The sequence below is a fragment of the Thiospirillum jenense genome (genome assembly GCF_014145225.1).
Classification (GTDB): domain Bacteria; phylum Pseudomonadota; class Gammaproteobacteria; order Chromatiales; family Chromatiaceae; genus Thiospirillum; species Thiospirillum jenense.
This window is the reverse complement of the sequence record NZ_JABVCQ010000008.1, coordinates 1-26628: the sequence shown is the minus strand read 5'-3', so window position 1 is coordinate 26628 and position 26628 is coordinate 1. Positions and strand designations below refer to the sequence as shown.

The window sequence follows — 26628 nt, the reverse complement described above, 5'->3', positions numbered from 1 at the left end:
TAATTAATCAACTGTGAATTAACTCTGCCGGACTGTACGCACTGCTACATTCCGGCATTGGATTAGCGGCAAATGAGTACGAGCAACAAGCGCAGTAACATCACGATGACGGCAAAGACGGTGCAAACACCCACGAATCCGGCCACAATCATTATCATTCACTCCTGTTTAAATAATTAATATCCGCGTTTAGCTGGTTGATTTTACTGATTAAAACAACTCTATTCTAATTGGGCAGGATGAATTGCCGCAGTTTGATAACCCGACCCATCCACACTGCCCCGCCGTATTTGGCTAGTCGTCGAACAGGCTGGCGATGAACGCGACGGCACCGGCCGCGATGGCCAGCGGCACCACGACTGGCGCGGCGGCGGTGGCGAGGGTCGCAGCGGCCGTGGCAACCGCGCCGGTGCTGACGGTGGCGGCTGCGGTGGAGCCAATCACGAGCGCTTCGGTGGCAACCACGCCGAGTGTTGCGCCCGCACCAGTGGCGACGGCGGAGCGTTTGGCGCTGACTTCGCTGGTGCCGGTGATCTTCTTGGACAGTTCATTGCCGGCAAGACCAAGACCAAGTGCTTTATGAATCGTCATGTACATTACTCCAAATGTGTGATGAATAAATCAGTTTAACCGGGTTGAAAGGTCAGTTTAATTAATCAGATGGTTGGTTGCTTGGTTCGCAAGGTTAAGACTGTGCCATGCCCTCCATTTGCCAAACTGCGCGGGTTGATTGATGATGAAAACCAGTTTAACTGACAAATTGCGCGTGTCTATGGTTCGCAAGGTTGTTAACCGTGCCGCGCTGTTCATTTGCCAAACTGCGTGACTTAATTGATGATGAAAACCAGTCTAGCAGACAGGTTGCGCGTGTCCAGGTTTCGCAAGATTGCGAATAGTGCGCACGCGGTACGATGCTGGTTTAATTGCCGTGCCATGCAGATTTTCATCAGCGGAGGTAATGACGCTAAATGCTAGAACGCTTAGGGTTATTTGCTTACGATATGAGTGACACGGCGCAGCGCCGGCGGGTATTGCGGCAGTTGCGCGGTTGGCGCATGGCGGGGCAATTATCAGTACACGCCTGTCAGTTGCGTCCCGCCGATGCGCCGCCGTTATTTCAGCAATTAACCGCATCCATTACGCCACGAACAGATCGGTTGTTATTCACTTGGGCGGATGGAATGCGGCCGATTTTAATGCGCGGGCGCAGTGCCATGTATTCAACCACGTCTGGTTTATTGTACGTTGGATAGGAGATATTTATGCAGCACCCGGGCTGGTATTTAATTGCTTACGATGTGCGCGATGATCATCGCCTGCAGCAAATACATCGGGCATTGCGCCGCGCTGCCATGCCAATTCAACGCTCGGTTTTTGTGACCCGCGCAACGGTGGCCGAGGTGACGCAGTTATTAGATGACCTGATGCCGTTATTAGCACCACACGAGGATGCGCTGTGTGCGTGGCCGGTGGATGAGCCGACGCGGTGGTGGACGAGCGGTATTCCACTGCTGGGATCAGTGTTCACTGGTTAAACCAATGCAGTCGAGGTCACGATGTCAGCAGAGTTGCTCTTGGTGTTGGATCGGCGGGATACGGTGGTGCGGTTGGATGTGCGCGCCTTGCGGATAGATCAGGCCGAGCAGCCGCCGCAATATGTGCCGCTGCATTTGCTGGGTTTGGTGGTGGTGTACGGCCGCGCACTGGTGGCGTGTGATGTGTGGCGGGCGTTGGCCGAGCGCGATATTCCGGCCGTGTTATTGCCCGCTCGCGGCGGTGGTGCGAGTGCGTGGGTCGGCGCGGCGCTGAGTGGCAATATTCTGTTGCGCAGCGCCCAGCATCGGGCGGCTGAGTGCGACGTGGCGCGGTTGAAGCTGGCGCGGCAGGTATTGAACGCGAAACTGGCGGCGTATCAATCGGCAGCGCGGCGGCTGGTGCCAGTGGTGGCTAATGCCGGTCAGGTGTTCTCGACGCTGTTTCAATCCAATGTTGAGGTATTGGCAATTGGCAATGCGCCGAATATTGGGGTGTTGATGGGGATTGAAGGTCATGCCGCGGCCGCGTGGTTTCAGGGATTGGCGACGGGTATTGCGCCGCACTGGCAGTTTCATCATCGCAACCGCCGCCCGCCGCGTGATCCGGTGAATGCGCTCTTGTCATTGGGCTATACGCTCATTGGTGGTGAAATGCTCGGTGCTATTCAACAGGCGGGCTTGGATCCGGCACGCGGGTTTTTGCACGAATCGGTGTCCGGGCGTGAGGCGTTGGTATTGGATTTAATTGAGCCGCTGCGCCCGGCGGTGGATGTGGTGGTATTAAATCTGTTGGAGCGGGTATTAACGCCGGCGGATTTCACGACAAATGACAGCGATGGTTGCCGTTTAACTAAAGATGGGCGGGCGCGGTTTTATCAGGCGTGGGCGACGGCGCGGAAAAACTGGCCGGATTTGGAGGATGCGGCGCCAGAGGCGGTGCGCTCGCTGCGGCAGGTGTGTCAGGCGCGGATGGCGTGGCTGCGGATGGCGCTGGATAAATACAGCTAGGTGCGGGCGCGAGTGACAGTTGGTGTGATCTGTGTCACACTTGACAGCGCCGCTCAGATCAATAACGATGCGTCTGCGGCGGCAATGAAGCTAAGTTTTTCGACTTTTGCGATTTGGCAGTTTGTAACACGCAACCGCGTTTGTAAGTGCTTGATTTGTAAAGGGTCGGATACTGTCCAAAAGTGTTACTGTAGGCTAACTTTTTTCCGTGATTTTATCCGCTCAAAAACTGCTTCGTAACGCTCTGATTTGTCAGGAGAAAAAAATCATGCCGCTGTCGGAACTGAGACCCGCTTTTTAGGGGATTGAGACAAAGGCTACCCGCGCAAAACCCGATTGCCCATTAGTCGGAACTGAGACCCGCTTTTTAGGGGATTGAGACTGTGCAAAGCACCTCTGTATAAGCACAGTAATAAGTCGGAACTGAGACCCGCTTTTTAGGGGATTGAGACGAGGATTTCTCCCACCCTGCGAGCTTGAACACTGGTCGGAACTGAGCCCCGCTTTTAAGTGGATAATAAAAACCCGCCGAATGAGGCGGGTTTTTTTGTGTGAACAGATAAATCGTCATTCCCACAATCTTGTGACACTGGCATTCGCGGCCGGCGCGGGCGATACTATCCACCACGCCCCGCGCTCACACAGGTTGACCATGACGCCCCACCCGCTGCTCATCCCTTCCTGCCGCATGGCACTCGCCGCGTTACTGCACGATGTCGGCAAATTCGCCGAACGTGCTGGCATCACCTCCGATCCCGCAACGTTAGAAACGCATCTGCAACTGTACGCCCGCCGTCAACCGGCCGGTTGGTACAGCCATCGCCACGCCGCGCACACTGGATTGGCGATTGATGCGCTCGAACCGTACCTGCCGCCGCTGGTCGGTCGTGACATGACGCCCTTTGCCGCGTGGAAAGAGCGCAACGCCGATGATTCGCTTATCAACGCCGCCGCGCTGCATCACAAACCAACGACGTTTTTGCAGTGGATGATTGCCACCGCTGACCGCATCGCGTCGGGTTTTGAGCGCGAAACGTTCGACAAATACAACGATGGTGAGGAAAAAACTGCGACGAAACGGACGCACATCACGGCGCGGCAGTTGACGTTGTTTGAGCAGATTCGTTTGGCGGATGGGTCAGAAATCCCCCCCAGCCCCCCTTTGTCAAAGGGGGGATTAACCAAACGCTACCCACTGCGGCCGCTGTCACCGCTGACCATTTTTCCCGTTGCGGCAACGGCGGTGGAGGGCGATAAACCCGCGCCAGCACAGGCGGAATATCGCCAATTGTGGGATCAGTTCATGGCGGCGCTGCAAACCATCCCGGCCGCGCATCGCCAGCGGCTCGATCTGTGGCTCGACCATTTTGAAACGCTCTGGTTGACGTTCACGCACGCCATCCCGTCAGCGACGGCGTTTAACGTCAAACCTGACGTGTCGTTGTATGACCATTCCAAAGCGGTCGCGGCGCTGGCGGTCGCGTTGTGGCGTTATCACCACGAGCGTGGCGATGATCCGGCCACCGTTGCCGCCGCGCAGGTGAAACGCGGCGATTGGAATGAACAGAAACTGCTGCTGGTGCAGGGCGATTTGTTTGGCATTCAGGAATTCATTTTTGCCAGCGGCGGCGAAACCAACCGCCGCGCCGCTAAGTTGTTACGCGGGCGGTCGTTTTACGTCGGGTTGCTGACTGAATGCGCGGCGATGCGGGTATTGGATGCGCTCGGCTTGCCGGCCACCAGTCAGATCATCAACGCGGCCGGCAAATTCCTGATCGTCGCCCCGAATACTGCGGCAACGGTGGCGGCGCTCACCCAAGTCCGCGCTGACATCAACCGCTGGTTTTTAGATCACAGTTACGGGCAATGCGGCGTCGGGCTGGCGTGGCTACCGGCCGCGTGTGACGATTTTGTGAGTGGCGACACCACGACGGGTCACAGCCGCTTCCGTGACCTGATGAAGCGGCTGTTTGCGCAACTCGAAATCGCCAAAGCGCAGCGGTTTGACTTGTGCGCGGACAGCGCCGCGCCCGCCCTGTTCAGCGAATTTTTAGACAGTTTCGATAACCAGCGCGGCGTCTGTCAGATTGACGGACGCTCGCCGGCCGTGACGCACCTGACCGAGTCCGGGCGGGAAATTCAACTCGGCCAAATGGCAGTAGATCAAATCAATTTGGGTAACTGGTTGACCAGCGACGAGCGCCTGCTGGTCAGCCGCCAGCCGATTGTCGCGCACACGCTCGCCATTGACGTGTTCGGCTATCGCATTGGGTTAACCGGCGCGGAGGACGACAGCGGCCGCTTCGGCCCCGAAGTGACTCGCGGCAATTTGCTGCGGGCGTGGGATTTCAGTTTGCCCGCTGACAACGGCGAGCGCCCGCTGTGGAATGGCTACGCCCGCCGCGCCATCAATGCCTACATCCCGCGTTTTGACGGCAGCGAGGTCGGCGAGGCGTGGTTTGCCGAAAAATACGGCGCGACTGATCCCGACGAGCCATTTGACGCGGGGCACGGTGAGCCGAAAACTTTTAACCATCTGGCGTGTGAGGATCGCCACCTCGATCAGGACAACCGCTGGGTCGGCATCACGGCGTTGATGACGTTGAAAGGTGACGTGGACAATTTGGGGCAGATTTTCCAGCGCGGTCTGGATAAACCGACTTTTGCCAAGATGGCGGCATTATCGCGGCAAATGAACGCTTTTTTCGCCATTTATCTACCCTGGCGGTGCAGTACCCAATACCACAACGCCTACACCGTGTTTGCCGGCGGTGATGATTTTTTCCTGATTGGGCCGTGGCGGGCGCAGATGGAGCTGGCGCGTGACCTGCGCACCGCGTTCCGCCGGTACGTCGCTGATAATCCAGAGATTCATTTCTCTGCCGGGCTGTCGCTGACCAAATCCAATGTACCGGTGCGGCAGTTGGCGGAATTGGCCGAACACGCGCTGGAGGCGGCCAAATCGCGCTGTCCACCCAAACAGGATTTAACGGGTGCGCCGCCGGCCGCGGTGCAAATGAAATGTCCGCCTAAAGACAGCGTGACCGCGTTTGGGCAAACGGTGGCGTGGACGACATTTGACCAATTAGATCGAGCGCGGGAACGATTAGAACAGCATTTGATCGCAGACGGGTACCAAAATGGCGACTATGGAACGGTTCACGGAATCGTTTAGAAATCGGTCATTTTTAAGGGCAAGTAGTATTCATCTTGTGGTAAAGGTCCCAGATTAACCATTCGAGTGTTAGCTTGGAGTGAGCGCAAAAACGACTATCTAACGTCCAAATGCTCCCGTTCTCTTTTTCAGCATTGAACGGGCATCCACCACCACATATACCTAACGCCGCGCATTGCAGACACTCTTTCATGTTAATTGGGGAACGCCTTGACCATTCAAGAAAGACATCATTTGATTTTAGATCAAATTTATCTATATCATTAACATTTGCTATAAAATTATTTCTTGTTCCTAAATAACCGTGACACACCCCAATAGAACCATCTGGTGAAAAAACAACTTGATTTCCCCCAGCCGCTGCACAGTCAAACAAATGAATTTTCCTTTCACAGAAGGCGTCTAGTTTCCGCATAATGCGGTCTTCATATATTCCCTGTTCACGAAATAAAGTAAAAGCATCTAAAATAAATCTAGCAGCCCTTTCAGGGTAATCATCAAGAACATTGTTATCTTTGTCATACATGAGGATGTTAAACCCTAGACCTTTAACTCCAATATCTTTGACTAAAAGATCAAGCGATCTTTTTGGATTTGAGAGTAGCGATTCGGTGATCGTAACAGAGAGAGAGAAATCTAAACCAACCTCTTTGCAATAAGCAATAGCCTGAAGCACATCACCATACACACCTTTCCCACTGCAATAGTGTCTACAAGAGTTCGTGGCTACCTCGTCTCCATCTAGGGAAATACTTACTGCAATATCGTTATTTTTAAGAAGGATAGCATTTGCTTTACTCAATAAGGAACCATTCGTAATAAGCGAAACACGGAGATTTTCAGGCAAACGTTTTTTTTCTTTTCTTTCTGTAACTGACTGTGCAATAAAAAGAGCAATATTAATTTCGAGAAGTGGTTCTCCTCCATAAATGATGATGCTATTGTCTGTATCATCGGCTTTGCAAACTAAGTTTTTCTCAAAAAAATCCAAACATTTAACCACAGTGTCCTTTGACATCGCTGTATTCACATGGTCGGCAGGCATGTCACGTTTAATGAAACAATATGTACAATCAAAATTACATTCATCTGTAACAATGAAGTAGGCAATTTTTAGCTCTGGCTTGCCGGTTTGGGAACGTACCTTGTGCAATACTTTTTGGTCTATTTCTTCGTGCTCAACAAAGTATTTTGCCTCCAAAAGCGCCTGTTTTGCTTTTATTTCTGCTTCAGATAAAGGCAATTCTTCCTTAATAGAGGCAAGCAATTTTTTTGCTACATCACTGTCGAGATATACAGGGTTTAGCCGCAAAGAATTTATAAATGCTGTAATGCCATTACGTTCGTAAGTGTGGGAAAATTTTGAAATTAACATTGATTCTCTCAAAAAAGCAAAATGGCGGAACACATATGAAAAACTATGCACCAAGGTGACGCATAAAAAAGAAATTGTTGACCATTATGTGACGTGCTATGGATTTTGATAGTTGTGGTTGAGGCTCACCAACACCCATCGGTGAACCTCATATTCGCTATTTATTCCCAAATCGCCAAAAAAGTCGCCATATCGCTGCGACATGAACAATCACATCTACAGGAATTGCAAGCACTGCAATTGCATTTTGCTGATATTGCCAATGTTGTACTAATTTTTCCTCGAAGCATGCTGAAATGCGTTTTGGAAGGAATAGTGAAAACAGCCTCAAAAACAGATTCCGACAATAAAGGACTTTTATTACACTGACATCCTTGACATTGGGAAATACACTTTGCTGCTGTGAACGGATCAGCCGTGATTCCGCCTCTCATTGCGCGGTAGTGTTTTTGGTTTGGTAGAAACATATTCATTCAGATTCTCCAATAACGTCGAAAACCATAAGCGTCCCTTAATATAGGGGCGTGAAAATTATCATATATCTCACCATTAGAGTGCAACTAAATTTTTTTGTTTTTCAAGTAGTTCACTTTTTAAAAAAAGTAGATTTTTGTGTAATATTTTGAAAATTAAGAAAAAATATTTTTGTAAATTTCCACAGTTATGTGATTGGATCTCAACCATTTGATTTACAATTGAATTAGTAGAGCAACGGCATTCAAGCAATAACCGCATGTGGCGGCCGATTTTGCCCGGTTCCAGTTTGAAAGGTGCGATCCGCACCGCGCTGCTCGATCAGGTCAATGGTGACGCCAGTTTGCAGCAGGTGCCAGATCGCCGCACCGGTGGGATGCGCCGCGAAAATAATCAGGAATTACAACAGCGGCTGTTTGACTACCGCGCTGGTCAATTTCACTTGGACCCGATGCGGTTGGTGCAATTGGGCGACGCGGCGGATGTGCGCTCGGCTGACACGCTCGGCACCGAGATTCGCTACGCGGTCAATCGCAAGCGCCAGCCGGTACTCAAAGATGGGCGTGAATTGGCCAGCATGGCGGAGAATTTGCGGCAGGTGATCGAGTGCATTCCACCGCTGCGGCCGCGGGCGTTTGGCGGGCTGCTGACGTTGCAGGAGTTGGGCAAATTGACCGGTGCCAAGTTACCCGATCCCGACCTGCGCTGGCGCTTGACTGACATCGCCGCGGCCTGCAATGCGTTTTACCGCCCGCAGTTAGACGATGAATTGGCGCAACTGGCGAGTCGCGGTTATTTGGACACGCGCTGGGCGCAGACGGTGCAGCAAATTTTGACCACGCACGGCGCGGCGCTGGCGGCCAATCGCGCTTTTCTGTTGCGGTTGGGTTTTCACAGCGGCGCGGAGTCCGTGACGTTGAACGGTGTGCGCGACATCAAAATCATGCAGGGCAAGGATCCAAAAACTGGCAAAACGCGGTTTGAGTATTTGCCGGTGACGAAAACGATTTGGTTGGCCGCGCACGATATTCAAGAGCGGCGGGAGTTGTTGCCGTTCGGCTGGGTGTTGGTGGAGACGGCCGCCGTGGGGCAGGCGCTGCCGTCGTGGCCAGCGGAATTGCTCACGGCGACGGCGGATTACAGTGCCGATGAGCGGCGTTGGTTGCAAACGATTACGGGGCGGCGGGCGGCGTTGCAGGTGGCGTTGGAGCAACTGCGGGCGCGGGAGATGGCGCAGTTGGCGGCGGCCGAAGTGGCGCAGCGTGAGGCGGAAGTGGCGGCGGCGCAGTTGGCGAGTTTGTCAGCGGAGGCGCGGCAGTTGGCGCAGTTGCGTGAGTTGCTGGCGCGGGATCGAGCGGCGAATGTCAAGCAGGCGGGCGGCGAGTTGTCGAATACGCTGGTCGAGTTGCTGAAAATGGCGCAGGACAGTTGGCCGGCGGCAGACTGCGCGGCGTTGGCGGCTTTGGCGGAGGAGATTTACGCCTTTGTCGGTTGGCCGAGTAAACAGAAAAAAGCGGCGCGGCAGGCGCAGATTCAGGCGTTGCGTGGCAAATAGGATGCGGGCGTGTGTGATCTGTGTCACATGTGTCACACTTGACAGCGCCGCGCAGATCAATAACGATGCGGCTGCGGCGGCAATGAAGCTAAGTTTTTCGACTTTTGCGATTTGGCAGTTTGTAACACGCAACCGCGTTTGTAAGTGCTTGATTTGTAAAAGGTCGGATACTGTCCAAAAGTGTTACTGTAGGCTAACTTTTTTCCGTGATTTTATCCGCACAAAAACTGCTTCGTAACGCTCTGATTTGTCAGGAGAAAAAAATCACGCCGCGTCGGAACTGAGACCCGCTTTTTAGGGGATTGAGACGAATAATTACGGTATCTCCGTAATTTATTTTAAGGTCGGAACTGAGACCCGCTTTTTAGGGGATTGAGACAATTCACCCATAGCCCATGCGGCATCTGTTGTTAGTCGGAACTGAGACCCGCTTTTTAGGGGATTGAGACGGTAACGAATAATCAGAGTTTACCATCATCACATACGTCGGAACTGAGACCCGCTTTTTAGGGGATTGAGACATATTATCTAAAGAAGATATATTATCTTCTAATATGTCGGAACTGAGACCCGCTTTTTAGGGGATTGAGACTTATATGATGCGATAGTACTAACTATACTAACAGCGTCGGAACTGAGACCCGCTTTTTAGGGGATAATAAAAACCCGCCGAATTAGGCGGGTTTTTTGTGTGACGTATGAATAGCAGCGATATAGTCAATCCAAGATAATTTGATTTGAACACGGCAATTAAGCCGCAACCCAAATCGTCATTCCCCAACATCGCCCCGCCACAACCTTGTCATCCCTAGCACCTGCGCCAGCATAGGCGATACTATTCTCCGATGAACTCACGCCCTCATCGCAGGAATGGAGCAATCACCCATGCGGCAACTCAACCCCGCCCTCGATCCCCAAACAGCACTCGCTGACTGGTCAACTGCCACGTCGGCCAACGCTGATCCCTGGACGCACTACACCTGCAAACTGGTCACGCCGTTGTACGGCGGTGGCGTCCGCGCTGCCGAAGTGGACACTGCCATGCCAATTCGCGCTGCCGGCATTCGCGGGCAACTGCGCTTTTGGTGGCGCATTGCCAACGGCCCCTTTGCCTCATCTGCGGAGATGTTCCAGCGGGAAGTGGCGATTTGGGGCGGGATCGGCAATAAAAATCCCGTCGCCAGCAAAGTGGCGGTGCGCATTGATCGCATCACTGGTCAGACGCATCCCGAACCGGCCTTTATTTATCAATCCAATCCCAACAAACCGGGTGAATTGAAAACCATGCCCGACGCGGCCGACTGGATAGACAGTTACGCTCTGTTTCCGGCGCGGGGTGAATTGACCAAAGATAAACGGGCGGCAGAAGTGCCGCCGCACAAATTGATCCGCGCCGGATTGGGATTTCGCCTCGGTGTGCGTGACGCGGATTTGACTGCCGCGCAACGTGCCGAAGTGACCGCCGCGCTGCGCTGGTGGGCGAGTTTCGGCGGTGTCGGTGCGCGGACGCGGCGCGGGTTAGGCGCAGTGCAAGTCAGTAATTTGCCGCTGGTCACGGCCGAGGAAGTGGCGCAACGCGGCGGGCAGTTGTGTGTCCGTGCAGTGGAAAAAACGGCGGAATTGGCGTGGAAAATGAGCGTGACGCGGTTGCGTGATTTTCGGCAAGGCATTGATCTGGGACGTGATCCACGTTCACCCGGATCAGAAAGTCCGGCCGGGCGCAGCCGCTGGCCGGAGCCGGACATCATCCGCCACCAAACCAGACGGCATTCGCACGGCCATCAACCGACCCATCCCGTCACCACCGTTTACCCCCGCGCCGCGTTCGGTTTGCCGATTGTGTTTCATTTCAAAGATGAGAACAAAGGCGAGCCACCGCAGCAGTTGCTGGTACCCGACATGGGTGATCGCAAAGGCGACCGCATGGCCAGTCAACTGATCCTGCGCCCGTACTGGGATGGCAAAAATTGGCGGCCGGCCGCGTTACTGCTGCCCGGCTGGGAAGCGGCGCTCACTGTCAGAGCGGGATTTGGTGACGGAACATTTAAGCGCGCTTGGCCGACTGCGCCCGCCGAGCGCCAGCAACTGGCCGCGCAAATCGAACCGATGCAAAAACGCGGTGATGATCCACTGACCGCATTTCTCCACTATTTTGAGGAGCGCTAAACCATGCCGCGTTATTTGGTGACACTCTCACTCGGCCCCGTGCAGAGCCTGATCGAAGCGGCGCGGCGCACTCGTGATCTGTGGTGCGGCTCGTGGTTGTTGTCAGAATCCGCCCGCGCCGCCGCCCGCGTCCTGCATCAAGCGCAACCCGGCTGCCTGATTTTCCCGTGTCCGGCCAATCCCGACGTGGAACTCCAACCGCAAAAAACGCCGCGTGACGACGCCAACATTGCCAACATTATCCGCGCTGAGGTTGAGTTAGCCGACGCGGCCGCGGCGCGTGATCTGTGCGAACGTGCCAAAACGGCGGCCGCTGAACGGTTGCGGGAATTGGGCGAGCAAGCACTGGGTGAATTGCGGGTTAAATTGCGGCACGACGTGTGGCAAGCGCAGATCGGCGACATCCTCGAATCCTTTGCCGCGTGGGTGGAAATTGCCGACAGCGCGACTGGTGAGCAGACCGCTTATCAACGCGCCAGCGTCAACCTCAGCGCCACGTTGGCCGCTCGCAAAACCACCCGCGATTTCCAACCGTCCGCACTCGAACTCGCTGGTTTGCCCAAGTCGTCGCTCGACGGGGCGATGGAGACCGTGTTGCCCGACGCCGAGCGCTGGAGTGACAAACATCGTGATCGTCTCAAACTCGGCTTGTCCGGCAGTGAACAACTCGATGCGTTGGGCGTGATGAAACGACTGGCCGGCGATGTTGAACAATTCACTGCGTATGCACGGGTGGCGGCCGATCCGTGGATTGAACAGTTGCAACCCGACCAGCAGCGGGCGTTGAGCGCGGCGTATGACCCGCTTGTGCAATTTGATCTCGCCACTCGGGTGCGCGGCAACGTGGATTCTAAGACTGGGCAAAGTATTTACGCCGCGCTGCCCTACGATGCTCAGTTGCTGTACGAATTCCGCTTGGATAACGCCCGCGCTGGGCGGGGTGATGATGCGCTCGGTGCGGACGAAATCGCCGCGCTCGATCAATTGCGCTCAGTCATCAGACAGTTATCGAAAGACGCTGGTGCGCCGGTGCCCTATGCGGTGATTCTCAAGGCGGACGGCGACCGCATGGGCAAATTGCTGCAACAGGCGAAAACTGCCGATAACTCACGCGCCATCTCCCGCGAATTACATGGCTTTGCATCGAGCGTGCGCGAAATCGTGCGCAAACATCGCGGTCATGCGATTTACGCCGGTGGTGACGACGTGCTGGCGCTGCTGCCGCTGCCCAACGCGGTGCCGTGCGCTCGTGCATTGGCTGACGAATTTGCCAAAGTTATGGGCAAGGTGGCGACTGATTTGCGGGTGGACGCGGCGGAATCCCCGACGCTGTCGGTCGGCTTGGGCATTGGTCATTTCATGGAACCACTCGGGCGGTTGCGCAAACGCGCTGGTGATGCCGAGCATTTGGCGAAAGGCAATGGTCTGCCAGAGCAGCAACAACGCAATGCACTGGCGATCATTTTAGGTGTGCGTTCCGGCGGCGAAGTGAAATGGCGGGCGAATTGGAATGACGCCACCGCCTTTGATGATTTACAGCAATTTATTAACGCCTACCGTGCCGGTCAATTGCCCAGCCGCGTTGCTTATGATTTACGCGCTATTGATTTGCGATTGGATTGGTTGCGCGACGATCAAACGCCGACTGCAATTGGAATGCGCCGCGCTGAAGTTGCCCGAATGCTTGACCGTGCGCGAATGAAAGGCGGTGGCGATCAATTAAATGATAAAGAACGCGATTTGATTCTCAATTCAACTCAGCGCCAGCCACTAGCCAAACTGGCAAATACGCTCATCATGGCGCGGTGGTTAGCCGCCCGCTCTGCGAATGATTTGAACGTGCGGGGGGAATAATTCGTGACGAGCGCACATTTCAATTTGTATGACCACGACATCGTCGCGTGGGCGAATGAACAAGCGGCGGCATTACGCGCTAGTCAATTGGAACGGCTTGATTTAGAACACCTTGCCGATGAGATTGCTGACGTGGGTAAAAGTGAACAGCGCGAATTGATTAGCCGCCTCGCCGTTTTAATTGGGCATTTACTCAAATGGGCGTATCAATCAGAACGGCGCGGCGCGAGTTGGGAATCCACCATTCGCACTCAGCGCTCGGCAATTGCCCGTCGGTTGCGGCGCATTCCCAGTCTTAAACACACCTTGTCCGATCCCGATTGGTTTGCCGATGCGTGGAATGATGGGCGTGATTTAGCCGTGCGGGAAACTGGATTGACCGCGTTGCCAATGGAGTGCCCGTGGCCATTAGAAAACATATTGAAAACTAATTGGTTTCCAGTTTAATAACAGGTGCAGATTTACGGACTTATCTCAATCAGTGTTTCTCCAACGGACTTATCTCAATCAATGTTTCTCCAGCGGCCAATGCTTGTTCAATACTTGGCAGGACTTTGTCAAACCATGTCAGTAATTCACGTCGAGTCGTATTACCGGTGCGCACCCAAACAACCGCCGTGCCATTAAGATTGATGGAAAGGAATGTCACGAAATCCTGATCTTTAGTGATGAGTACCGCGTCGGTTTTGCAGGCGTGCATCCAGATGGTCTGATCGCTGGCCGTCAATAGCCCAAGATCAAGTACATGCGCCGCTTCGTGACCGCGCTCGCTTAACCACCGTGCTAACGCCGGTGGCAACTGGGCATCCACGAGGAACCGCATTGGTCAGGCAACCCGCAAAATACAGTGGTCAGTTTGTTGTGACGCATAGGCGAGCGCCGCAAAGATGTCGGCTTCTTCAAGGTAGGGATAGTCGCTGAGAATCTCGTCATGCGATGCACCGGCGGCTAGTAAATCAAGGACATCCTTGACACGAATGCGCATTCCCCGCAGACACGGCCGCCCGCCGCAGATGTGTGGATCGATGGTGATGCGGTGTAATAAGTGATCTACGCTCATTTCTATTGCTCTTAAATTGTCAGTCTCAAAGACCAAGTGAGATGGAAGTCGCTAATAATAGCGCACCCGCAAAATCAGATTGGTTGCCAGTTTAATAACAGGTGCAAATTGATGGCTAAACCGAATAAACATAAACAAAAAAGTGCGCCGCGTTATGACAAACAAAAGTCAAATGCGCGGTCAACTGCACCAGATCAAGCGGCGGCCACGCCCGCGACTGGTGCGGCGGTGGAACGCCAGCAGGTCAAGTCGCCGCCGCCCAGTCCGGTGGTGACGCTCGAACCGCTGGCACCGCTGATCGTGCGCTCGGGGCGACCATTTGATGGGCAGACGGGCGCTGATCCGGCGCGATTTCCGCCGCCCTCAACCGTTGCCGGGTGTTTGCGCACGGCGTGGGCGCGAGCGACTGGTCGCCCATTCAATCTCGACCTCGCTCAACTCACAATCGCCGCGCCGCTGCTGGTGCGCGTGGATCACGCCGGGCAAATTGTCAGTTACCTCGTGCCGAAGCCAGCGGATGCGCAGTATTTCGGCGAAGGTGATGATGCCCGCTGCATTCGCGCTGAACCGCGCAAATTGGAGGACGGTTGCGGAACTGATTTGCCCGCCGGCCTGCTGCCGGTGCGGCTCAACGTGGATGAAAAGGTCAAGGCCAGCAAAGGGCCGGCGTGGTGGGATTTAGACGATTTGCGCAATTTTCGGCGTGGTCAGCCAGTTGATCACAAGCGATTAACCGAGCGCGGTTGGTCGCCACCGGCGGGTGATAAACGCACCCACGTCGCCATTGACGAGCGGACGTTGGCATCGGAAACCAGTCGGCTGTTCCAAACCGAAGGACTGGATTTTGCCGCGGATAATCAGTGGTTGAAAAAAACTGATGTGCCAAGTGTGCGGCTGCTGGCGCGCTGTGCCGAGCCACTCGCCGCCGGACTGGTGCATTTGGGCGGTGAACGGCGACTGGCGCGGTTGCAGCCCGAAGCGGAAACGGTGTGGCCGCAGCCGCCCGCCAACTGGTTTGCCGACATCGCCAAAAGTGGCGGGTTGACGTTGACGTTGCTGACGTCCGCCTGTTTTGCGGCCGGCTACCGCCCCGACTGGTTGAACGATCAACTGATCGGCAGCCCACCGACTGCGCCTGATGTGGAATTGCAACTGGTGGCCGCGGCCGTTGAACGGTGGCAACCGCACTCCGGCTGGGATTTGGTCACACAAGCGCCGCGGCCGACGCGCAAATCGGTCGCGGCGGGGGCGACCTACTGGTTCAAATTGGTCAATCAACCGCCCGCGGAAACGCTGGCCGCGCTGTGGTTGACCAGCATTTGTGACGCTGACCAAGACCGCCACGATGGTTTCGGCCTCGCGTTGCCGGCCGCGTGGTCGCCAATCACCGACTGAATAAATCGCCCATTTCCCAACTGTGTTACAGGACGCCACCATGCAACCACGTCTCTTTCATCTGCACACGCTCTCCGCGCTGCACTGCGGCACTGGTCAATCCGTCGGCGTTGTGGATTTACCGATTGCCCGCGCCCGCGCTACCCAATTGCCCATCGTGCCGGGGTCATCACTGCGCGGCGTACTGCGGCAGGACATCACGGCTACCAATGAGCCGCTGGCGAAACAGTTGTTTGGCCCGAAAAATCCCAAAACCAATGACGAGAGTTTTGCTGGTGCGTTGACCGTCGGTGACGCGCACCTGTTAATCATGCCCATCCGTGCGCTGGCCGGCATCACCTGTTACGTCACCGCGCCGTTCATTTTGGATCGTTACGCCCGCGATTTGGCCAGCGTCGGGATCAAAACGCCGGCGGTGCCCCGCGCCGTTAAAGCGGAAAACGCGCTGGTGGCGCTGGAGTCGGTCAACGTGACCGCTGACACGCTGGTGTTGGAAGATTTGGATTTGAAAGTGGAACGTAACGCGCAAGTGCGGGCGTGGGCGGAGTTGATTGCCGCGCTGGTGCATACCTGTGACGCCAGCGGCCAAACGGATTTTGTCAATCGTTTCGCCATTTTGCCCGACAACATTTTGGGTTATTTGAGTGAAACGGCGACGGAACTGCGCACCCGCATCACGATTGACGAGCAGACTGGCACGGTTAAACAGGGCGCACTGTGGTTTGAGGAACATTTGCCGGCCGAGGCGGTGTTGTGGGGGATTTACGCGGTGAGCGATTCCAACGAGCGCCAGCAGCAGCGCGACGCGGCGGATTTGGTCAGCGATTTGCGTACCGCGCTGGCGCTCGACCGCGGCGCATTGTTGCAACTCGGCGGTCAAGCGGGTGTCGGGCGCGGACTGGTGCGGTTATTGGCGTGGGAGGATTTGGCATGAAAATGCGGGCGCATTGCGTGGCGGCAGCGGCGTATGAGCGGGTGGCAGCGCGGCAGAATGCTGATAACACGAAAAAATACGGGGCGATTGTCCACAAATTGCCGGGCATGATTTTGCAAAACGGGCTGGCGCAGGCGACGGGATTTCTGCTGGCTAAAGGCAGCAGTGCGCCGGAGCATTTGTTGGTGCTGGACGATCTCAACGCGGTGTTGTGCGCGGGTGACGCGGTGAAAACCTCCGACCGCGACACGTTGCACCGGCAAATCATCGCGGCTGATTTGCAGCAGACGCTCAAGTTGACGCGGCAGGCGCTGGAGGCGGCCGGTTGGCTCAAGCGCTATGTGCAGGGTTTGTTGCGGGTGGATGCGACGGGTGAGAGTGTTGACAAGGAGGGCAAATAATGGCCGCGACTGAACTGATGCGCGAGGCGCTGCGCCCGCTGTACCGCGCTGCAAATGACGCCCACCCCGGTTTGCTGATCCAGCGCGGGTTTGAGCAGTACGACGAGGAGAATAAAACGGCTAAAACCGCGCACCTGCAACGGATTTGCGCGATTCCCGCCGGTGATTTTTATCACAACGCTTATCAACGCTGGCGCACCGCGACGGCGGATGTGCGCCGTTTTCGGCAGGTCATTCTCGCGCTGGAATCGCGGCTGTTTATCGGCTTGACGGGCGGCGGGCTGTTGGAAACCGGCTGCGCAATCAGTCACACCTACGGAATGCCGTACATCCCCGGCTCCAGTATCAAGGGCGTGGTGCGAGCGCACGTCAGCGGCAGTTTGTTTGCGCGGCAGCACCCGGCGGTGATTGACGAGTTGTTTGGCGCGGCGGCCGATCCGACTGGTGAACAGCGCGACGGCTTGGCGGGATTGGTCAGTTTTCACGATGCGTGGTGGGTACCCGGCTCTGCGCCCGCTTCAGATAAAAATCGCCCGCTGGTCGAGGAAATCGTGACCACGCATCACCTCGATTACTACGGCAACGAGGGCGCGACGCCGGCGAGTGATTTGGATAGCCCGGTGCCGAATGCGCAGATCGCGGTGCAGGGCAGTTTTTTGTTTGTGTTAGAAGCGCCCGCCAACGCGCTCGGCTGGTTGGATGTGGCCGAACAGATGCTGCTGGCGGCGCTGGCCAGTCGCGGCATTGGGGCGAAAACGCGCACCGGTTACGGGCTGTTTGATCCCGCGCCGCTGGTGCCCGCCGCGCCAACCTGTGCGTGGGTGGATGAGACGATTGCGCGGCTGGCGCAGCAGAATCGTGCCAGCACCGATGACACGTTGCGCGGCAAGGGCTTGGTGAACGAGTGGGCAGCGTTGACGGATGCGGCACTCAAGGCGGCGGCGTTGGCGGATATTCAGTCGCGTTGGCAGGCGAAGGGTTGGTGGGAGCAGTCACTCACGGGCGCTGCCAAGTACGCGAAGGCGATTTATACGCAGTAATTTGGCGAGTTGTGGTGCGCGGCGTGACAAATTGTGTGATCTGTGTCACGCTTAACAGCGGCACTGGCGCGGTGCTAGGTTGGAATCCGAAAACCGCAATTCGTTGATTAATCGCGAATTGATCTACGAACGAATGGCAGTCATGCAGTGAGCAATCACAATAAACTAGGAGACGATTTGATGAAAGACGCGAAGCACACACAACGGGACGGTTTGACACGGCGTGAAGCACTTCAGCTTTCTGGCTTGGCATTGGGTGGTTTAACGCTGCTCGCAAGCGGAGACGGGGTCAAAGAAGCGGTTGCCAGTGTAATGCCAAGTAATCCTGCTACCAACACCAATTCGTTGTTTTATGCTCTAGAGCCTTACGAACCGGGTTCTGAGGAACTGGCAGCAGATGAGATGCGCATCTCTTTTTTAGGCACCTCACCTATTCTGCGCCGTAAACAAGTCAATTCTAGTATTTTTGTCGAACTGGGAAATGGAGAATGCTTCGTTTTTGATTGCGGTACCGGTGTCACGGTGAATTATGCTGCCATGCAAATCCCGATGTCTAAATTGAGAAAAGTGTTTCTGACACACTTGCATGGTGATCATACCAGCGATTTAACACAACTCTATTGTTTTGGCCCGCAACAGGACGGCAAATCGCCACTGTATATTTGGGGACCATCGGCATCGGGCATTGAAGACCCGACCATTCCGGGTAAGTATTATGACGATGGAACATTAAACTTTTGTCGGCATTTTCGTGAGATGAATCGTTGGCATACGGAAGCACAAAGTTTTGTCGGTACACGCTGGGCTGAGGATACCGAAGACGGTGATGGCTATGACATCATTGCCACCGAACTCAATTGGCGCAATGGGGAAACGCACACTTGGAATACGAATGATCCGTATCCCGATCCTGATCCTATGCCCAGTGCTTGTACGTTCTCCACAAATGGTGCGCCCTATCCAGAAGGCAAGGGTATCGCTTATGAACGTAATGGCGTACGGATTTCTTTTTTTCCCGCAATCCATGACCGCAATGGCTCCATTAGCTATAAATTAGAATGGCTCGATCAAGGCTTGTCGCTCATTTTTTCTGGCGACACTAAGCCGAATAATTTTATGATTTATCAAGCGACTAATGGAGAAAGCGGTGTTGATGTTTTTATTCACGAAATGGTTGTACCGCCGGAAGTTTGGTCTGCGAAGGGCGGTGGCAGTGCCAATCCTTTCGGTCTTGGTGTTAAAACAGCGCGAGCCATACAAGAGAATTCTCATACGCCCGAAATGGCTTTAGGCTACATCCTCAATGAAACAGCTCAATTTGGTAAGGCACCGCGATTAGCCGTTGCGACGCATTTTCAATCTGAAGATGACACGAATTATCCGGCTTTAAATAACATTCGTGCTTGGTATGCTGGACCAGTCACTATTGCAACAGATTTGACGGTGCTCAATGTTTCCAAAGCCCACATTCTACAGCGGCGGGCGGTCGTTGCGAGCTATTCTTGGAATCCACCCATTACAGATAGCCGTGCGCAATTCGGAACTGCGCCGCCGAAATATAAGGATTTCAGTGATGCGAATCCTTATAACCCCATGGCACCACTAGCCCAGTTTGATCAAAGTCTTTTAGACAATGTCATTGATCCCTGTCGTTACGATCCGTCAGAACTTGGTTGCACCAATCCTTATCCCCAGTCTTAGCGCATAGCGATTAATTGTTGTCGGTAATGACGCCCGCGTGATGATTATCATTCCATACGAAAGGAACGACTCGGCGAGCGTCACCCCGATTACAGTACACGCCACCACCCGCCAGCAAATTAACTACAGAGTCAAGAGTGGACAGTTTCAATATGAATCAGCCGCAACTGAAATACTTTGAAACAGAAGACGTTTTGCATTTGACGATTTCGAGTGAAACCGAATGTGGTAGCGTGGAAATTAGTCCTAATATCACCGCCGAATTAAATGAAAAAAACGAACTGATCGGTATTGAAATTATTGGTGCAAGTGTATTTTTGCGCGATACCATACTCGAATCAGTGCAGGCGAAATTGTCACAATTTCCGCAACGGGCGGCCTGACCAAACGTGCCGGTTGAATTGACGTGATGGTGATTGATTGCGAACTGAGCCCCGCTTTTTAGGGGATAATAAAAACCCGCCGAATTAGGCGGGTTTTTTATGAAGAAAAGCAAAGCACATAACTTTAATCATCTCTAATCAAATCAAGCAGCCCCCGCCCTCACAAGCCTTAACCTTGTGGTTGCCACACCAACCGTCAATTGGACGTACCGTAAGCACTCAGTCACCACCACTGATCTACGGAGTCAATCATGCCAACCCACATTGCCACTGAATTCACCCTCGCACACCTGCTGCGCGCCACCGCACTCAGCAACCCACTCTGGTCACACATCGGTGCGGCCGCCCACACCACCGACACCGCCCTCGACCAAGCACTGCGCCTCTCCCTGACCCAAACGGGCATGACCCGCCACACAACACTGGCCTGCTCCACCGCCGTCATCACCGTCGTGTACTAATCAACACGACCACCAACTCAGCAATCACCCCGCACCCGCAAAAAGGAATGACCGCTATGCGCACCCTCGTCTTACGCCTCGGCCCCGGTCGCGTCCAACTGTCCCCAGCCGCAGGTGCGGAACTGATCGTCACCTGTGCCAATGACCAACAACCGCAGCGCCGCGACACCCCCGACGGCGTCACCCTCACCGCTCAACAACGCACACTGCTTGGCATCAGCATCCCGTCACAGCCGCTGCATTGGCAGATACAGGTGCCAACCGACTTCAACCGCATCACCATCCAAGCGGCAGGTGCAACCGTGCTATCCCACGATGTGGCATGGGCTGAAATGCGCCTGGAAGGCACCGCCTCACAACTCGAATGCCGCACCACGCATCTCAACCGCATGGCACTGGTCGGCACCGGTCAAAGTGCCACGCTCCAGGTCGAGTGCCTAGATCACCTGCTACTCGACGGACTCAATAATCACGCAACGGTGGCACATCGCACCGCTTTCGCAATCGAACCCTTGACCGCCGGACTGGGTTGCCGCATCGAAGCACCCGCCGCCTACCCCAACGCCCAACACCGCCTGCAATGTCAGCTCAACGGACTGCACCAAGTTGTTGAGGTACAACATGTCACGCACTGATGCCGGCAACGCCCTCGTCTTCAAACCCACCCGCGCCTGCCCAGCACGGTGTGACTTCTGCTGCGATCCAACCGAACGCGCCCCCGAGCGCCTGCATCGCTCTGTCATGTTGGACTTAGTGGAACAGGTGGCGACAGCGGTACCGGGGCTAATCAGCATCATCGGCTTCACCGGTGGCGAACCATTCTTGGTATTTGATGACATATTCGCCGTGCTAGAACGCGCCAGCACACATGGCATGAGCGGTGCTGTGGTGTCGTCGTCACACTGGGCGCATGACGCCAGCACGGCACGGGCGCGACTCGCCGCACTGGCAACGGTTGGATTGCAACGCTACGCCACCTCTTGCGATCACGAACATCTGCGCTTTGTGCCACTGGAACGCATCCGCCACGCAGTCAGCGCCGCACTGGAACTGGGGTTAACCGTCACCGTCACCGGCACCTTTGCCCAACCCGGACAACAGGTTGCCCCACTGCTGGGCGCTGACCTAGCCGCGCAAGTGCAGTGTGAAAACAAGCTCATCGCACCCTACGGTCGCGCCAGCGGTCAAACCGCAACGGTGCAACACTACGGTTTGCAAGCCGAGCTGGCGCAATGGGGCTGCTACCGCCGTTGGGGACATGACATCTTGGTACAACCCAACGGTGACGTGCTGCCATGCTGTTCCACCAATAACACCATCAACCCGCTAATATTTGGCAATGTGTGCCACGGCGACCCGCTCACCGACATCGTGACCGCAATTACCCACTCGTTTTTGCTGCGCATCCTCAAGTTTGAAAGTTTCGCACTGTTGCGCGAACTGGTCGCACGGCATGTGTCAACTGCGGATTGGCCCGCGCCGACCAGCGCCTCGGGGCCGTGTGGCTATTGCGCACAATTGTTCAGCGACACCCAACGTACCGCCCGCATTTTGCACGCACTGGCACAGGAACAACCGCACTACTTGCGCCAGTTGCTGGCGCAGGCTGAACTACCCACCGCCACGGTCGAAACACTCACCGCTTACCCAAGCTAAACCACGCATCCCAACGCTCGCATTGCACCATGAACCACGAAACGCACCGCATTTTATTAGCCGTCACCGGCTTAACCCCGCAAATCGTCACCGAAACACTCTACGCCCTCACCTGTCAGCGACAACCGGCGTGGATTCCGCATGAAGTGCATTTAATCACCACCGCCACCGGTGCGGAAAATGCGCGGCTCAATTTATTAGCCGGTAGCGCGTGGTTTCACCGCCTCTGCACCGATTATCAATTACCGTCTATTGACTTTCCCGTCAATAATATTCATATCTTAACTGATGCCAGCGGGCAGCCATTGGAAGACATTCGCACGCAAGCACACAATACCGCCGCGGCCGATTTCATTATTGAAATGGTGCGCAATTTAACGGCGGATGCACAGACTGAATTGCACGTTTCAATCGCCGGCGGGCGCAAAACGATGGGCTATTATTTAGGATATGCGCTGTCACTTTACGGGCGGCCGCAAGATCGTTTATCACATGTCTTGGTGTCTGATCCGTATGAAACCAACCGTGACTTTTATTATCCCACGCCCTATGATTATCCAATTCACAGCCGGCGGGGTGATAAAGAAATCACCGTGGATGCCCGTCATGCGCAAGTTGATTTGGCGGATATTCCATTCGTGCAATTGCGTGATGGTTTGCCGGAACGCTTATGCAGCGGGCGCGGTCAATTCAGCCAAATAATAGAAACGGCCAATCGCGGGTTGCAAGCGGCGCTGCTGGTGATTAACGTGCCGCAACAACTGGTATTTGCCGATGATGAGGCGATTCAATTAACCAAAACCGAGTTTTGCGTTCTGTTATGGTTAGCCGAACGGGCGGTACGCGGTGAACGCATGACCGATTGGTCAATTCGCCCAATGGTCGAGGAATTTCTCGCTTTAGTGCAGCGCGTGTTTGCCAATCCAATGGACAATGAACATGAACGTATTCAAACAGCATTTGCACAACATAATTATGCACCACTCAAAAATCCCAAATACTTTCAGCCGCATAAAACCAATATCAATAAAAAGATCACGCAAGTATTGGGATTACGTTCCGCCGAGCGGTATTTGATTGTTGGCGATAGACAGCAACCGCTGGTTTCATTGCCATTAGAACCAGAGCAGATTGAGATTATTAACGATTAGTGGGTTGTTTATTCCTGTACGCCAACAGGATAATCATTAAGCAAAATTAACAACTGAGTATGACCATTCCTAATCATATTAAAACACGTTTAAGTAAAGAGCGCCCCATGACGACAGTGACGTTGCGGGTGCCAGAAGATGTTGTCTCATCATTGCAAGAGATGGCGGCATTAAAAGGTTTAGCGGATTATCACTCGCTGCTCAAGTGGTACATTAGCAATGGGTTGCGCCAAGATGAAGAGCGCTATCTATTTGGTCAAAGGGCGCGTTTCATTGCTGCCTTAAAAAAGCACGGTGTACCCGCTGCCGTGATTGACGCGGCAGTATTAGAAACCAACATAGAGCCGTTTGAATGATTCCCCCGCGCCAGCATTAAAACACTTTTTTAATCACAACGTCATTTACCGGAGTAATTGCCATGTCCAACGTATTACTCTCATTTATTGGGCGCACCCCGAAAACACAGGGCGGTTATCGCACGACGCGCTATGACTTTGGTGACGGCACGACTGAATTGCCGACCGCGTTTTTCGGTTGGTCATTACAGTGCTGCCGTCAACCCGACCGCATGGTCATTTTCGGCACGGCCGGCAGCATGTGGGATTACCTGTGCAGCGGCGATCACGCGGTTGAATTGCCCAACGACGCAATGCTGGAATTGATGACGGCGGTCGAGGACAAAGCAGTCACGCCCGCGCACCTCGCACCGTTAGCGCCGCGGTTGAGTACGCAACTGGGTTGTGACGTGCAATTTGAGATCATCCCCTACGCCCGCGACACGGCCGAGCAAGTCGAATTGCTGCGCATCATGGCGGCGCACGTCAATGCCGGTGATACGGTGGACATGGACGTCACGCACGGCTTCCGCCATTTGCCGATGCTGGCGATTGTCGCCGCACTGTATTTACGCAGTGTGCGCCGCGCTCAAATCAGCGGCATTTGGTACGGCGCTTATGATCCCGACACTCAGCAGGCATCAGTACACGAATTGTCGGGACTGCTGCGCATTGCTGACTGGTTGCAGGCACTCAACACTTATGACAAGGACGGTGACTACGGCGTGTTTGCCGAGTTGTTGGTACCAGCGGGCGGACTGCTGGCCGAGGCGGCGTTTTTCGAGCGCACCAGTAATCCGGTCAAAGCGCGTGAAAAATTGACGGCGTGGGCGAATCGCGCAGATCGTTTGCCAGCGGATGATCCGGCGGCGGAATTGTTTGGTGACACGTTGTACGAGCGCATTCGTTGGTATCGCGGCAACACGCGCACCGAGTGGGAGCGGTCGTTAGCGCAGTTGTATTTGCAACGGCGGGATTATGTGCGGGCGGCAATTTACGGGTTGGAGTCGCGCATCAGTGCGCAGGTCGTGGCGCCGATACATTTTTCTTAAACATCGCTCAACAATGCTGAAAGACGTTTAACTGCCAGTCCGGAGACTGGGGTGTATCTACCAAGGCTGCAAAAGCAGATGCTTCTACAGCGCGAACTCTTTGATGCGTTTCAAGTTTTACGCCAGCAACTCGTGCTTGCAACCGCATACTCGAACTTGTTAAAGAGCTTTACTAAATGCAGCAAGGGCTTGGTTATCGCCATAAAGTACATGCTGCACGGTTAGTCTAGCCTTATTTCACTGGTTGTAAAGTGTTTATTTTTATAGAAACATTAGACTCAGGACAAATTAGGTAGGTACTGATATCCCAAACATTCCTTGGTAATGTTAAGTGAAGTACAGCTTATTGAATACTATAGAGAAACCGCCGGGTGAGCAGGCGAATTTTGAATTGCGCAATCAGACCAGTACTGCGCTATACAAAAGTAATTGGGATTTCAGGCGTTTGAGTTGGATTCGTAATGCGCTGGCGCATGGCTCAAAACCAATCAATGAGGCGACGATTAAACTGCTGGGGGCGCGTCAGTTATTGGAACAGGCACTCCGCGACGTATTACGAACGCTCCGCCAATAATGATTTTGCGGCACTGTTACCCCGGTATTTTTAATACGCCGTGTCATTATTCTTAATTATCAAATCACACCGCTTGCTGCATTAACCACACTGGAATAGGACAGGTCAACGGTTGCAAGCCTGGCTGCGCTAATAATAGCGGCCGATTGCAGCGCAACAATGCCGCATCCGAGCGCTGCGGCGTCTGACTCAAGGTGATTTCTATTTCCCCCAACGTAAAATAATCAATTGCCCATTCCACCGTCAGCACACAATTAAATCCTGCCTGCCGCATTGCCGCTGAATACTGTTCAATTGATGAAATCGCCGCGCCATCGGTTAAAAATACCGTCTCAATCAATCCCGATCCCAGCGCATCCACGCGCACCGATTGCACCACCTCTTGCGCCTGATGTTCATAACTATTGTGCATTAACTTTTTAACCGTTGTGAACCCGGCATAATCGGAACTGCCATCGCTAAAATAATATTCGGTAAAACACCGGTGGCGTTTTAATTCAATCGAGCCACACTGCGCAATCACCGCCGGCAATGCATCATGCGGCAGCGCATAATAATAAAACTGCTCCTGCTCCGTGACATAAAAATCACCAATAATAATTGGACTGCCCGACCCATAACGGATTGCCATGCGGTCAATATAATCAACCCCCTGCGCCAGCGCCGTATTCAAATCAGTCTGTTTCAAATCAAGCGCATCTTCGGGATGCAAAAAGCACGCGAAATAACGCAACTCCGCCGTCACATTAATATCTCGATTGATTGCGCATTGGTCACATCCCAACCGACAAGTGCATTGCTGCAATTCCACCACCAATTGCGTCAGCCGATCCCGATACACCCGCCGCCGCGCCCCGGTATTCAAAAACTCAAAGCGCGCTGCAAATTGATTTTCTAATGCTTCCAACCGATAAAAATACGGATAAAACCACTTTAACTCTTCGGTGATTAATAATTCCAAAAACTTCACGCGCTCGGCGCCTAATGCACTCGCTTGTGCTAAAAAACTATCCAATTGCGCCGGGTCAGTATTAATCCCTTTTAATAACACACAATTTAACTTAAATGGGATTTGTGCCGCCCGCAACCGCTGCAAATTGTCTTTGACTGCTGCCAAATCATCATGGTGCTGCGGCGGTAATTCACCAACTAAATGATTGCGTATAATACGCTGGTACTGCTCGGGGATTAAACTATGCAGCGAAATGTTAAAGCGAATGCGTCCGGGATATTGATTTAATTCGGCAATCAATTCATCACTGATCGCCCGCCCATTCGTGACAAATTTAATTTCGGGTAAAAATTCAATCTCTCGCATGAATCGCAAACAACGCCTGACAATA

26 protein-coding genes and 1 CRISPR repeat array are annotated in these 26628 nt (G+C 54.1%); of the genes, 21 read left to right on the top strand and 5 right to left on the bottom strand.

Annotated elements, in window-relative coordinates; translation table 11 throughout:
- Positions 1–294: 294 nt before the first annotated feature.
- Entirely contained in the window at positions 295–591 is a 297-nt protein-coding gene (locus HUK38_RS05035) for a hypothetical protein (protein ID WP_182583118.1), read from the bottom strand.
- 377 nt (positions 592–968) lie between these two features.
- On the opposite strand from HUK38_RS05035, the gene HUK38_RS05030 reads away from it, so the two are divergent.
- From HUK38_RS05030 to cas10 (HUK38_RS05015), 4 genes are all read left to right on the top strand, one after another.
- Complete coding sequence (locus HUK38_RS05030) at positions 969–1253, top strand: CRISPR-associated endonuclease Cas2 (RefSeq protein WP_182583116.1); 285 nt, start codon at positions 969–971, stop codon at positions 1251–1253.
- A gap of 9 nt (positions 1254–1262) precedes the next feature.
- A complete protein-coding gene (locus tag HUK38_RS05025; protein ID WP_182583115.1) occupies positions 1263–1535 on the top strand; it encodes a CRISPR-associated endonuclease Cas2 in 273 nt (90 codons plus the stop codon).
- A 21-nt stretch (positions 1536–1556) separates the two neighbouring features.
- A complete protein-coding gene (gene cas1, locus HUK38_RS05020) occupies positions 1557–2543 on the top strand; it encodes a CRISPR-associated endonuclease Cas1 (RefSeq protein ID WP_182583113.1) in 987 nt (328 codons plus the stop codon).
- A 652-nt stretch (positions 2544–3195) separates the two neighbouring features.
- Entirely contained in the window at positions 3196–5718 is a 2523-nt protein-coding gene (gene cas10 / locus HUK38_RS05015) for a type III-A CRISPR-associated protein Cas10/Csm1 (protein WP_182583111.1), read from the top strand.
- 13 nt (positions 5719–5731) lie between these two features.
- Here the strand turns inward: cas10 (HUK38_RS05015) and HUK38_RS05010 are convergent, their stop codons facing one another.
- Positions 5732–7093 (bottom strand): radical SAM/SPASM domain-containing protein, encoded by a 1362-nt coding sequence (locus tag HUK38_RS05010; RefSeq protein WP_182583109.1) that lies wholly within the window; start codon positions 7091–7093, stop codon positions 5732–5734.
- 733 nt (positions 7094–7826) lie between these two features.
- Here HUK38_RS05010 and HUK38_RS05005 point away from each other — a divergent pair.
- The 4 genes from HUK38_RS05005 to HUK38_RS04990 all read left to right on the top strand — a co-directional run bounded on the left by HUK38_RS05005 (position 7827) and on the right by HUK38_RS04990 (position 13589).
- On the top strand, positions 7827–9122 hold the full coding sequence (locus tag HUK38_RS05005) for an RAMP superfamily CRISPR-associated protein (protein WP_182583107.1): 1296 nt from the start codon (positions 7827–7829) through the stop codon (positions 9120–9122).
- A gap of 273 nt (positions 9123–9395) precedes the next feature.
- Positions 9396–9785: a CRISPR direct-repeat array (repeat unit 36 nt; unit sequence GTCGGAACTGAGACCCGCTTTTTAGGGGATTGAGAC).
- Between the two features lie 222 nt (positions 9786–10007).
- Positions 10008–11288, top strand: coding sequence for a type III-B CRISPR module RAMP protein Cmr1 (cmr1, locus tag HUK38_RS05000; protein ID WP_182583104.1), 1281 nt, complete (start codon positions 10008–10010; stop codon positions 11286–11288).
- 3 nt (positions 11289–11291) lie between these two features.
- The gene (gene cas10, locus HUK38_RS04995; protein WP_182583102.1) at positions 11292–13142 is read left to right on the top strand and encodes a type III-B CRISPR-associated protein Cas10/Cmr2; all 1851 of its coding nucleotides are present in this window, start codon (positions 11292–11294) and stop codon (positions 13140–13142) included.
- Positions 13143–13145: 3 nt separating this feature from the next.
- On the top strand, positions 13146–13589 hold the full coding sequence (locus HUK38_RS04990; RefSeq protein WP_182583100.1) for a DUF29 family protein: 444 nt from the start codon (positions 13146–13148) through the stop codon (positions 13587–13589).
- Between the two features lie 31 nt (positions 13590–13620).
- Here the strand turns inward: HUK38_RS04990 and HUK38_RS04985 are convergent, their stop codons facing one another.
- Both HUK38_RS04985 and HUK38_RS04980 read right to left on the bottom strand, forming a co-directional pair.
- A complete protein-coding gene (locus HUK38_RS04985; protein WP_182583098.1) occupies positions 13621–13965 on the bottom strand; it encodes a DUF5615 family PIN-like protein in 345 nt (114 codons plus the stop codon).
- Positions 13966–13968: 3 nt separating this feature from the next.
- Positions 13969–14202 (bottom strand): DUF433 domain-containing protein, encoded by a 234-nt coding sequence (locus tag HUK38_RS04980; RefSeq protein WP_182583096.1) that lies wholly within the window; start codon positions 14200–14202, stop codon positions 13969–13971.
- A 111-nt stretch (positions 14203–14313) separates the two neighbouring features.
- On the opposite strand from HUK38_RS04980, the gene HUK38_RS04975 reads away from it, so the two are divergent.
- The 13 genes from HUK38_RS04975 (at position 14314) to HUK38_RS04915 (ending at position 25285) form a co-directional block, all read left to right on the top strand.
- Complete coding sequence (locus tag HUK38_RS04975; protein WP_182583094.1) at positions 14314–15597, top strand: type III-B CRISPR module-associated Cmr3 family protein; 1284 nt, start codon at positions 14314–14316, stop codon at positions 15595–15597.
- 40 nt (positions 15598–15637) lie between these two features.
- Positions 15638–16531 (top strand): type III-B CRISPR module RAMP protein Cmr4, encoded by an 894-nt coding sequence (cmr4, locus tag HUK38_RS04970; protein ID WP_182583092.1) that lies wholly within the window; start codon positions 15638–15640, stop codon positions 16529–16531.
- Positions 16528–16932: a type III-B CRISPR module-associated protein Cmr5 gene (cmr5, locus tag HUK38_RS04965; RefSeq protein WP_182583090.1), complete on the top strand. Its 405-nt coding sequence runs from the start codon at positions 16528–16530 to the stop codon at positions 16930–16932. Before cmr4 ends, cmr5 begins: the two co-directional genes overlap by 4 nt.
- The gene (gene cmr6, locus HUK38_RS04960; protein ID WP_182583088.1) at positions 16932–17972 is read left to right on the top strand and encodes a type III-B CRISPR module RAMP protein Cmr6; all 1041 of its coding nucleotides are present in this window, start codon (positions 16932–16934) and stop codon (positions 17970–17972) included. The genes cmr5 and cmr6 overlap by 1 nt, the downstream gene beginning before the upstream one ends.
- A 180-nt stretch (positions 17973–18152) precedes the next feature.
- The gene (locus HUK38_RS04955) at positions 18153–19673 is read left to right on the top strand and encodes an MBL fold metallo-hydrolase (RefSeq protein ID WP_182583086.1); all 1521 of its coding nucleotides are present in this window, start codon (positions 18153–18155) and stop codon (positions 19671–19673) included.
- A gap of 152 nt (positions 19674–19825) precedes the next feature.
- Positions 19826–20056, top strand: coding sequence for a DUF2283 domain-containing protein (locus tag HUK38_RS04950; protein ID WP_182583084.1), 231 nt, complete (start codon positions 19826–19828; stop codon positions 20054–20056).
- A gap of 251 nt (positions 20057–20307) precedes the next feature.
- Positions 20308–20517: a hypothetical protein gene (locus HUK38_RS04945; RefSeq protein ID WP_182583082.1), complete on the top strand. Its 210-nt coding sequence runs from the start codon at positions 20308–20310 to the stop codon at positions 20515–20517.
- Positions 20518–20573: 56 nt separating this feature from the next.
- Entirely contained in the window at positions 20574–21152 is a 579-nt protein-coding gene (locus tag HUK38_RS04940; protein ID WP_182583080.1) for a hypothetical protein, read from the top strand.
- Positions 21139–22173 carry a radical SAM/SPASM domain-containing protein gene (locus tag HUK38_RS04935; protein ID WP_182583078.1) on the top strand — a complete coding sequence of 345 codons (1035 nt, stop codon included), beginning with the start codon at positions 21139–21141 and terminating at the stop codon, positions 22171–22173. The genes HUK38_RS04940 and HUK38_RS04935 overlap by 14 nt, the downstream gene beginning before the upstream one ends.
- 29 nt (positions 22174–22202) lie before the next feature.
- Entirely contained in the window at positions 22203–23324 is a 1122-nt protein-coding gene (csm6, locus tag HUK38_RS04930) for a CRISPR-associated ring nuclease Csm6 (RefSeq protein WP_182583076.1), read from the top strand.
- Between the two features lie 59 nt (positions 23325–23383).
- Positions 23384–23680 (top strand): hypothetical protein, encoded by a 297-nt coding sequence (locus HUK38_RS04925; protein WP_182583074.1) that lies wholly within the window; start codon positions 23384–23386, stop codon positions 23678–23680.
- Positions 23681–23742: 62 nt separating this feature from the next.
- The gene (gene csx2 / locus HUK38_RS04920) at positions 23743–24711 is read left to right on the top strand and encodes a TIGR02221 family CRISPR-associated protein (protein WP_182583072.1); all 969 of its coding nucleotides are present in this window, start codon (positions 23743–23745) and stop codon (positions 24709–24711) included.
- A 346-nt stretch (positions 24712–25057) separates the two neighbouring features.
- Complete coding sequence (locus tag HUK38_RS04915) at positions 25058–25285, top strand: hypothetical protein (RefSeq protein WP_238787474.1); 228 nt, start codon at positions 25058–25060, stop codon at positions 25283–25285.
- Positions 25286–25349: 64 nt separating this feature from the next.
- Here HUK38_RS04915 and HUK38_RS04910 read toward each other — a convergent pair.
- On the bottom strand, positions 25350–26628 hold a 1279-nt coding region (locus tag HUK38_RS04910; RefSeq protein ID WP_238787473.1), incomplete at its 5' end, for a GTP 3',8-cyclase MoaA family protein.

What these genes read in the sequence shown, in the direction of transcription:
- HUK38_RS04975 (WP_182583094.1), top strand. Translation starts at nt 14,314, where the DNA reads ATGGCTAAACCGAATAAACATAAACAAAAAAGTGCGCCGCGTTATGAC.
- HUK38_RS04925 (WP_182583074.1), top strand. Translation starts at nt 23,384, where the DNA reads ATGACCATTCCTAATCATATTAAAACACGTTTAAGTAAAGAGCGCCCC.
- cmr4 (WP_182583092.1), top strand. Translation starts at nt 15,638, where the DNA reads ATGCAACCACGTCTCTTTCATCTGCACACGCTCTCCGCGCTGCACTGC.
- HUK38_RS05035 (WP_182583118.1), bottom strand. Translation starts at nt 591, where the DNA reads ATGACGATTCATAAAGCACTTGGTCTTGGTCTTGCCGGCAATGAACTG.
- HUK38_RS05030 (WP_182583116.1), top strand. Translation starts at nt 969, where the DNA reads ATGCTAGAACGCTTAGGGTTATTTGCTTACGATATGAGTGACACGGCG.
- cas1 (WP_182583113.1), top strand. Translation starts at nt 1,557, where the DNA reads ATGTCAGCAGAGTTGCTCTTGGTGTTGGATCGGCGGGATACGGTGGTG.
- HUK38_RS04935 (WP_182583078.1), top strand. Translation starts at nt 21,139, where the DNA reads ATGTCACGCACTGATGCCGGCAACGCCCTCGTCTTCAAACCCACCCGC.
- HUK38_RS04945 (WP_182583082.1), top strand. Translation starts at nt 20,308, where the DNA reads ATGCCAACCCACATTGCCACTGAATTCACCCTCGCACACCTGCTGCGC.
- HUK38_RS05010 (WP_182583109.1), bottom strand. Translation starts at nt 7,093, where the DNA reads ATGTTAATTTCAAAATTTTCCCACACTTACGAACGTAATGGCATTACA.
- HUK38_RS04980 (WP_182583096.1), bottom strand. Translation starts at nt 14,202, where the DNA reads ATGAGCGTAGATCACTTATTACACCGCATCACCATCGATCCACACATC.
- cmr5 (WP_182583090.1), top strand. Translation starts at nt 16,528, where the DNA reads ATGAAAATGCGGGCGCATTGCGTGGCGGCAGCGGCGTATGAGCGGGTG.
- csx2 (WP_182583072.1), top strand. Translation starts at nt 23,743, where the DNA reads ATGTCCAACGTATTACTCTCATTTATTGGGCGCACCCCGAAAACACAG.
- csm6 (WP_182583076.1), top strand. Translation starts at nt 22,203, where the DNA reads ATGAACCACGAAACGCACCGCATTTTATTAGCCGTCACCGGCTTAACC.
- HUK38_RS04985 (WP_182583098.1), bottom strand. Translation starts at nt 13,965, where the DNA reads ATGCGGTTCCTCGTGGATGCCCAGTTGCCACCGGCGTTAGCACGGTGG.
- HUK38_RS04940 (WP_182583080.1), top strand. Translation starts at nt 20,574, where the DNA reads ATGCGCACCCTCGTCTTACGCCTCGGCCCCGGTCGCGTCCAACTGTCC.
- cas10 (WP_182583102.1), top strand. Translation starts at nt 11,292, where the DNA reads ATGCCGCGTTATTTGGTGACACTCTCACTCGGCCCCGTGCAGAGCCTG.
- HUK38_RS05005 (WP_182583107.1), top strand. Translation starts at nt 7,827, where the DNA reads ATGTGGCGGCCGATTTTGCCCGGTTCCAGTTTGAAAGGTGCGATCCGC.
- HUK38_RS05025 (WP_182583115.1), top strand. Translation starts at nt 1,263, where the DNA reads ATGCAGCACCCGGGCTGGTATTTAATTGCTTACGATGTGCGCGATGAT.
- cas10 (WP_182583111.1), top strand. Translation starts at nt 3,196, where the DNA reads ATGACGCCCCACCCGCTGCTCATCCCTTCCTGCCGCATGGCACTCGCC.
- HUK38_RS04955 (WP_182583086.1), top strand. Translation starts at nt 18,153, where the DNA reads ATGAAAGACGCGAAGCACACACAACGGGACGGTTTGACACGGCGTGAA.
- cmr6 (WP_182583088.1), top strand. Translation starts at nt 16,932, where the DNA reads ATGGCCGCGACTGAACTGATGCGCGAGGCGCTGCGCCCGCTGTACCGC.
- HUK38_RS04950 (WP_182583084.1), top strand. Translation starts at nt 19,826, where the DNA reads ATGAATCAGCCGCAACTGAAATACTTTGAAACAGAAGACGTTTTGCAT.
- cmr1 (WP_182583104.1), top strand. Translation starts at nt 10,008, where the DNA reads ATGCGGCAACTCAACCCCGCCCTCGATCCCCAAACAGCACTCGCTGAC.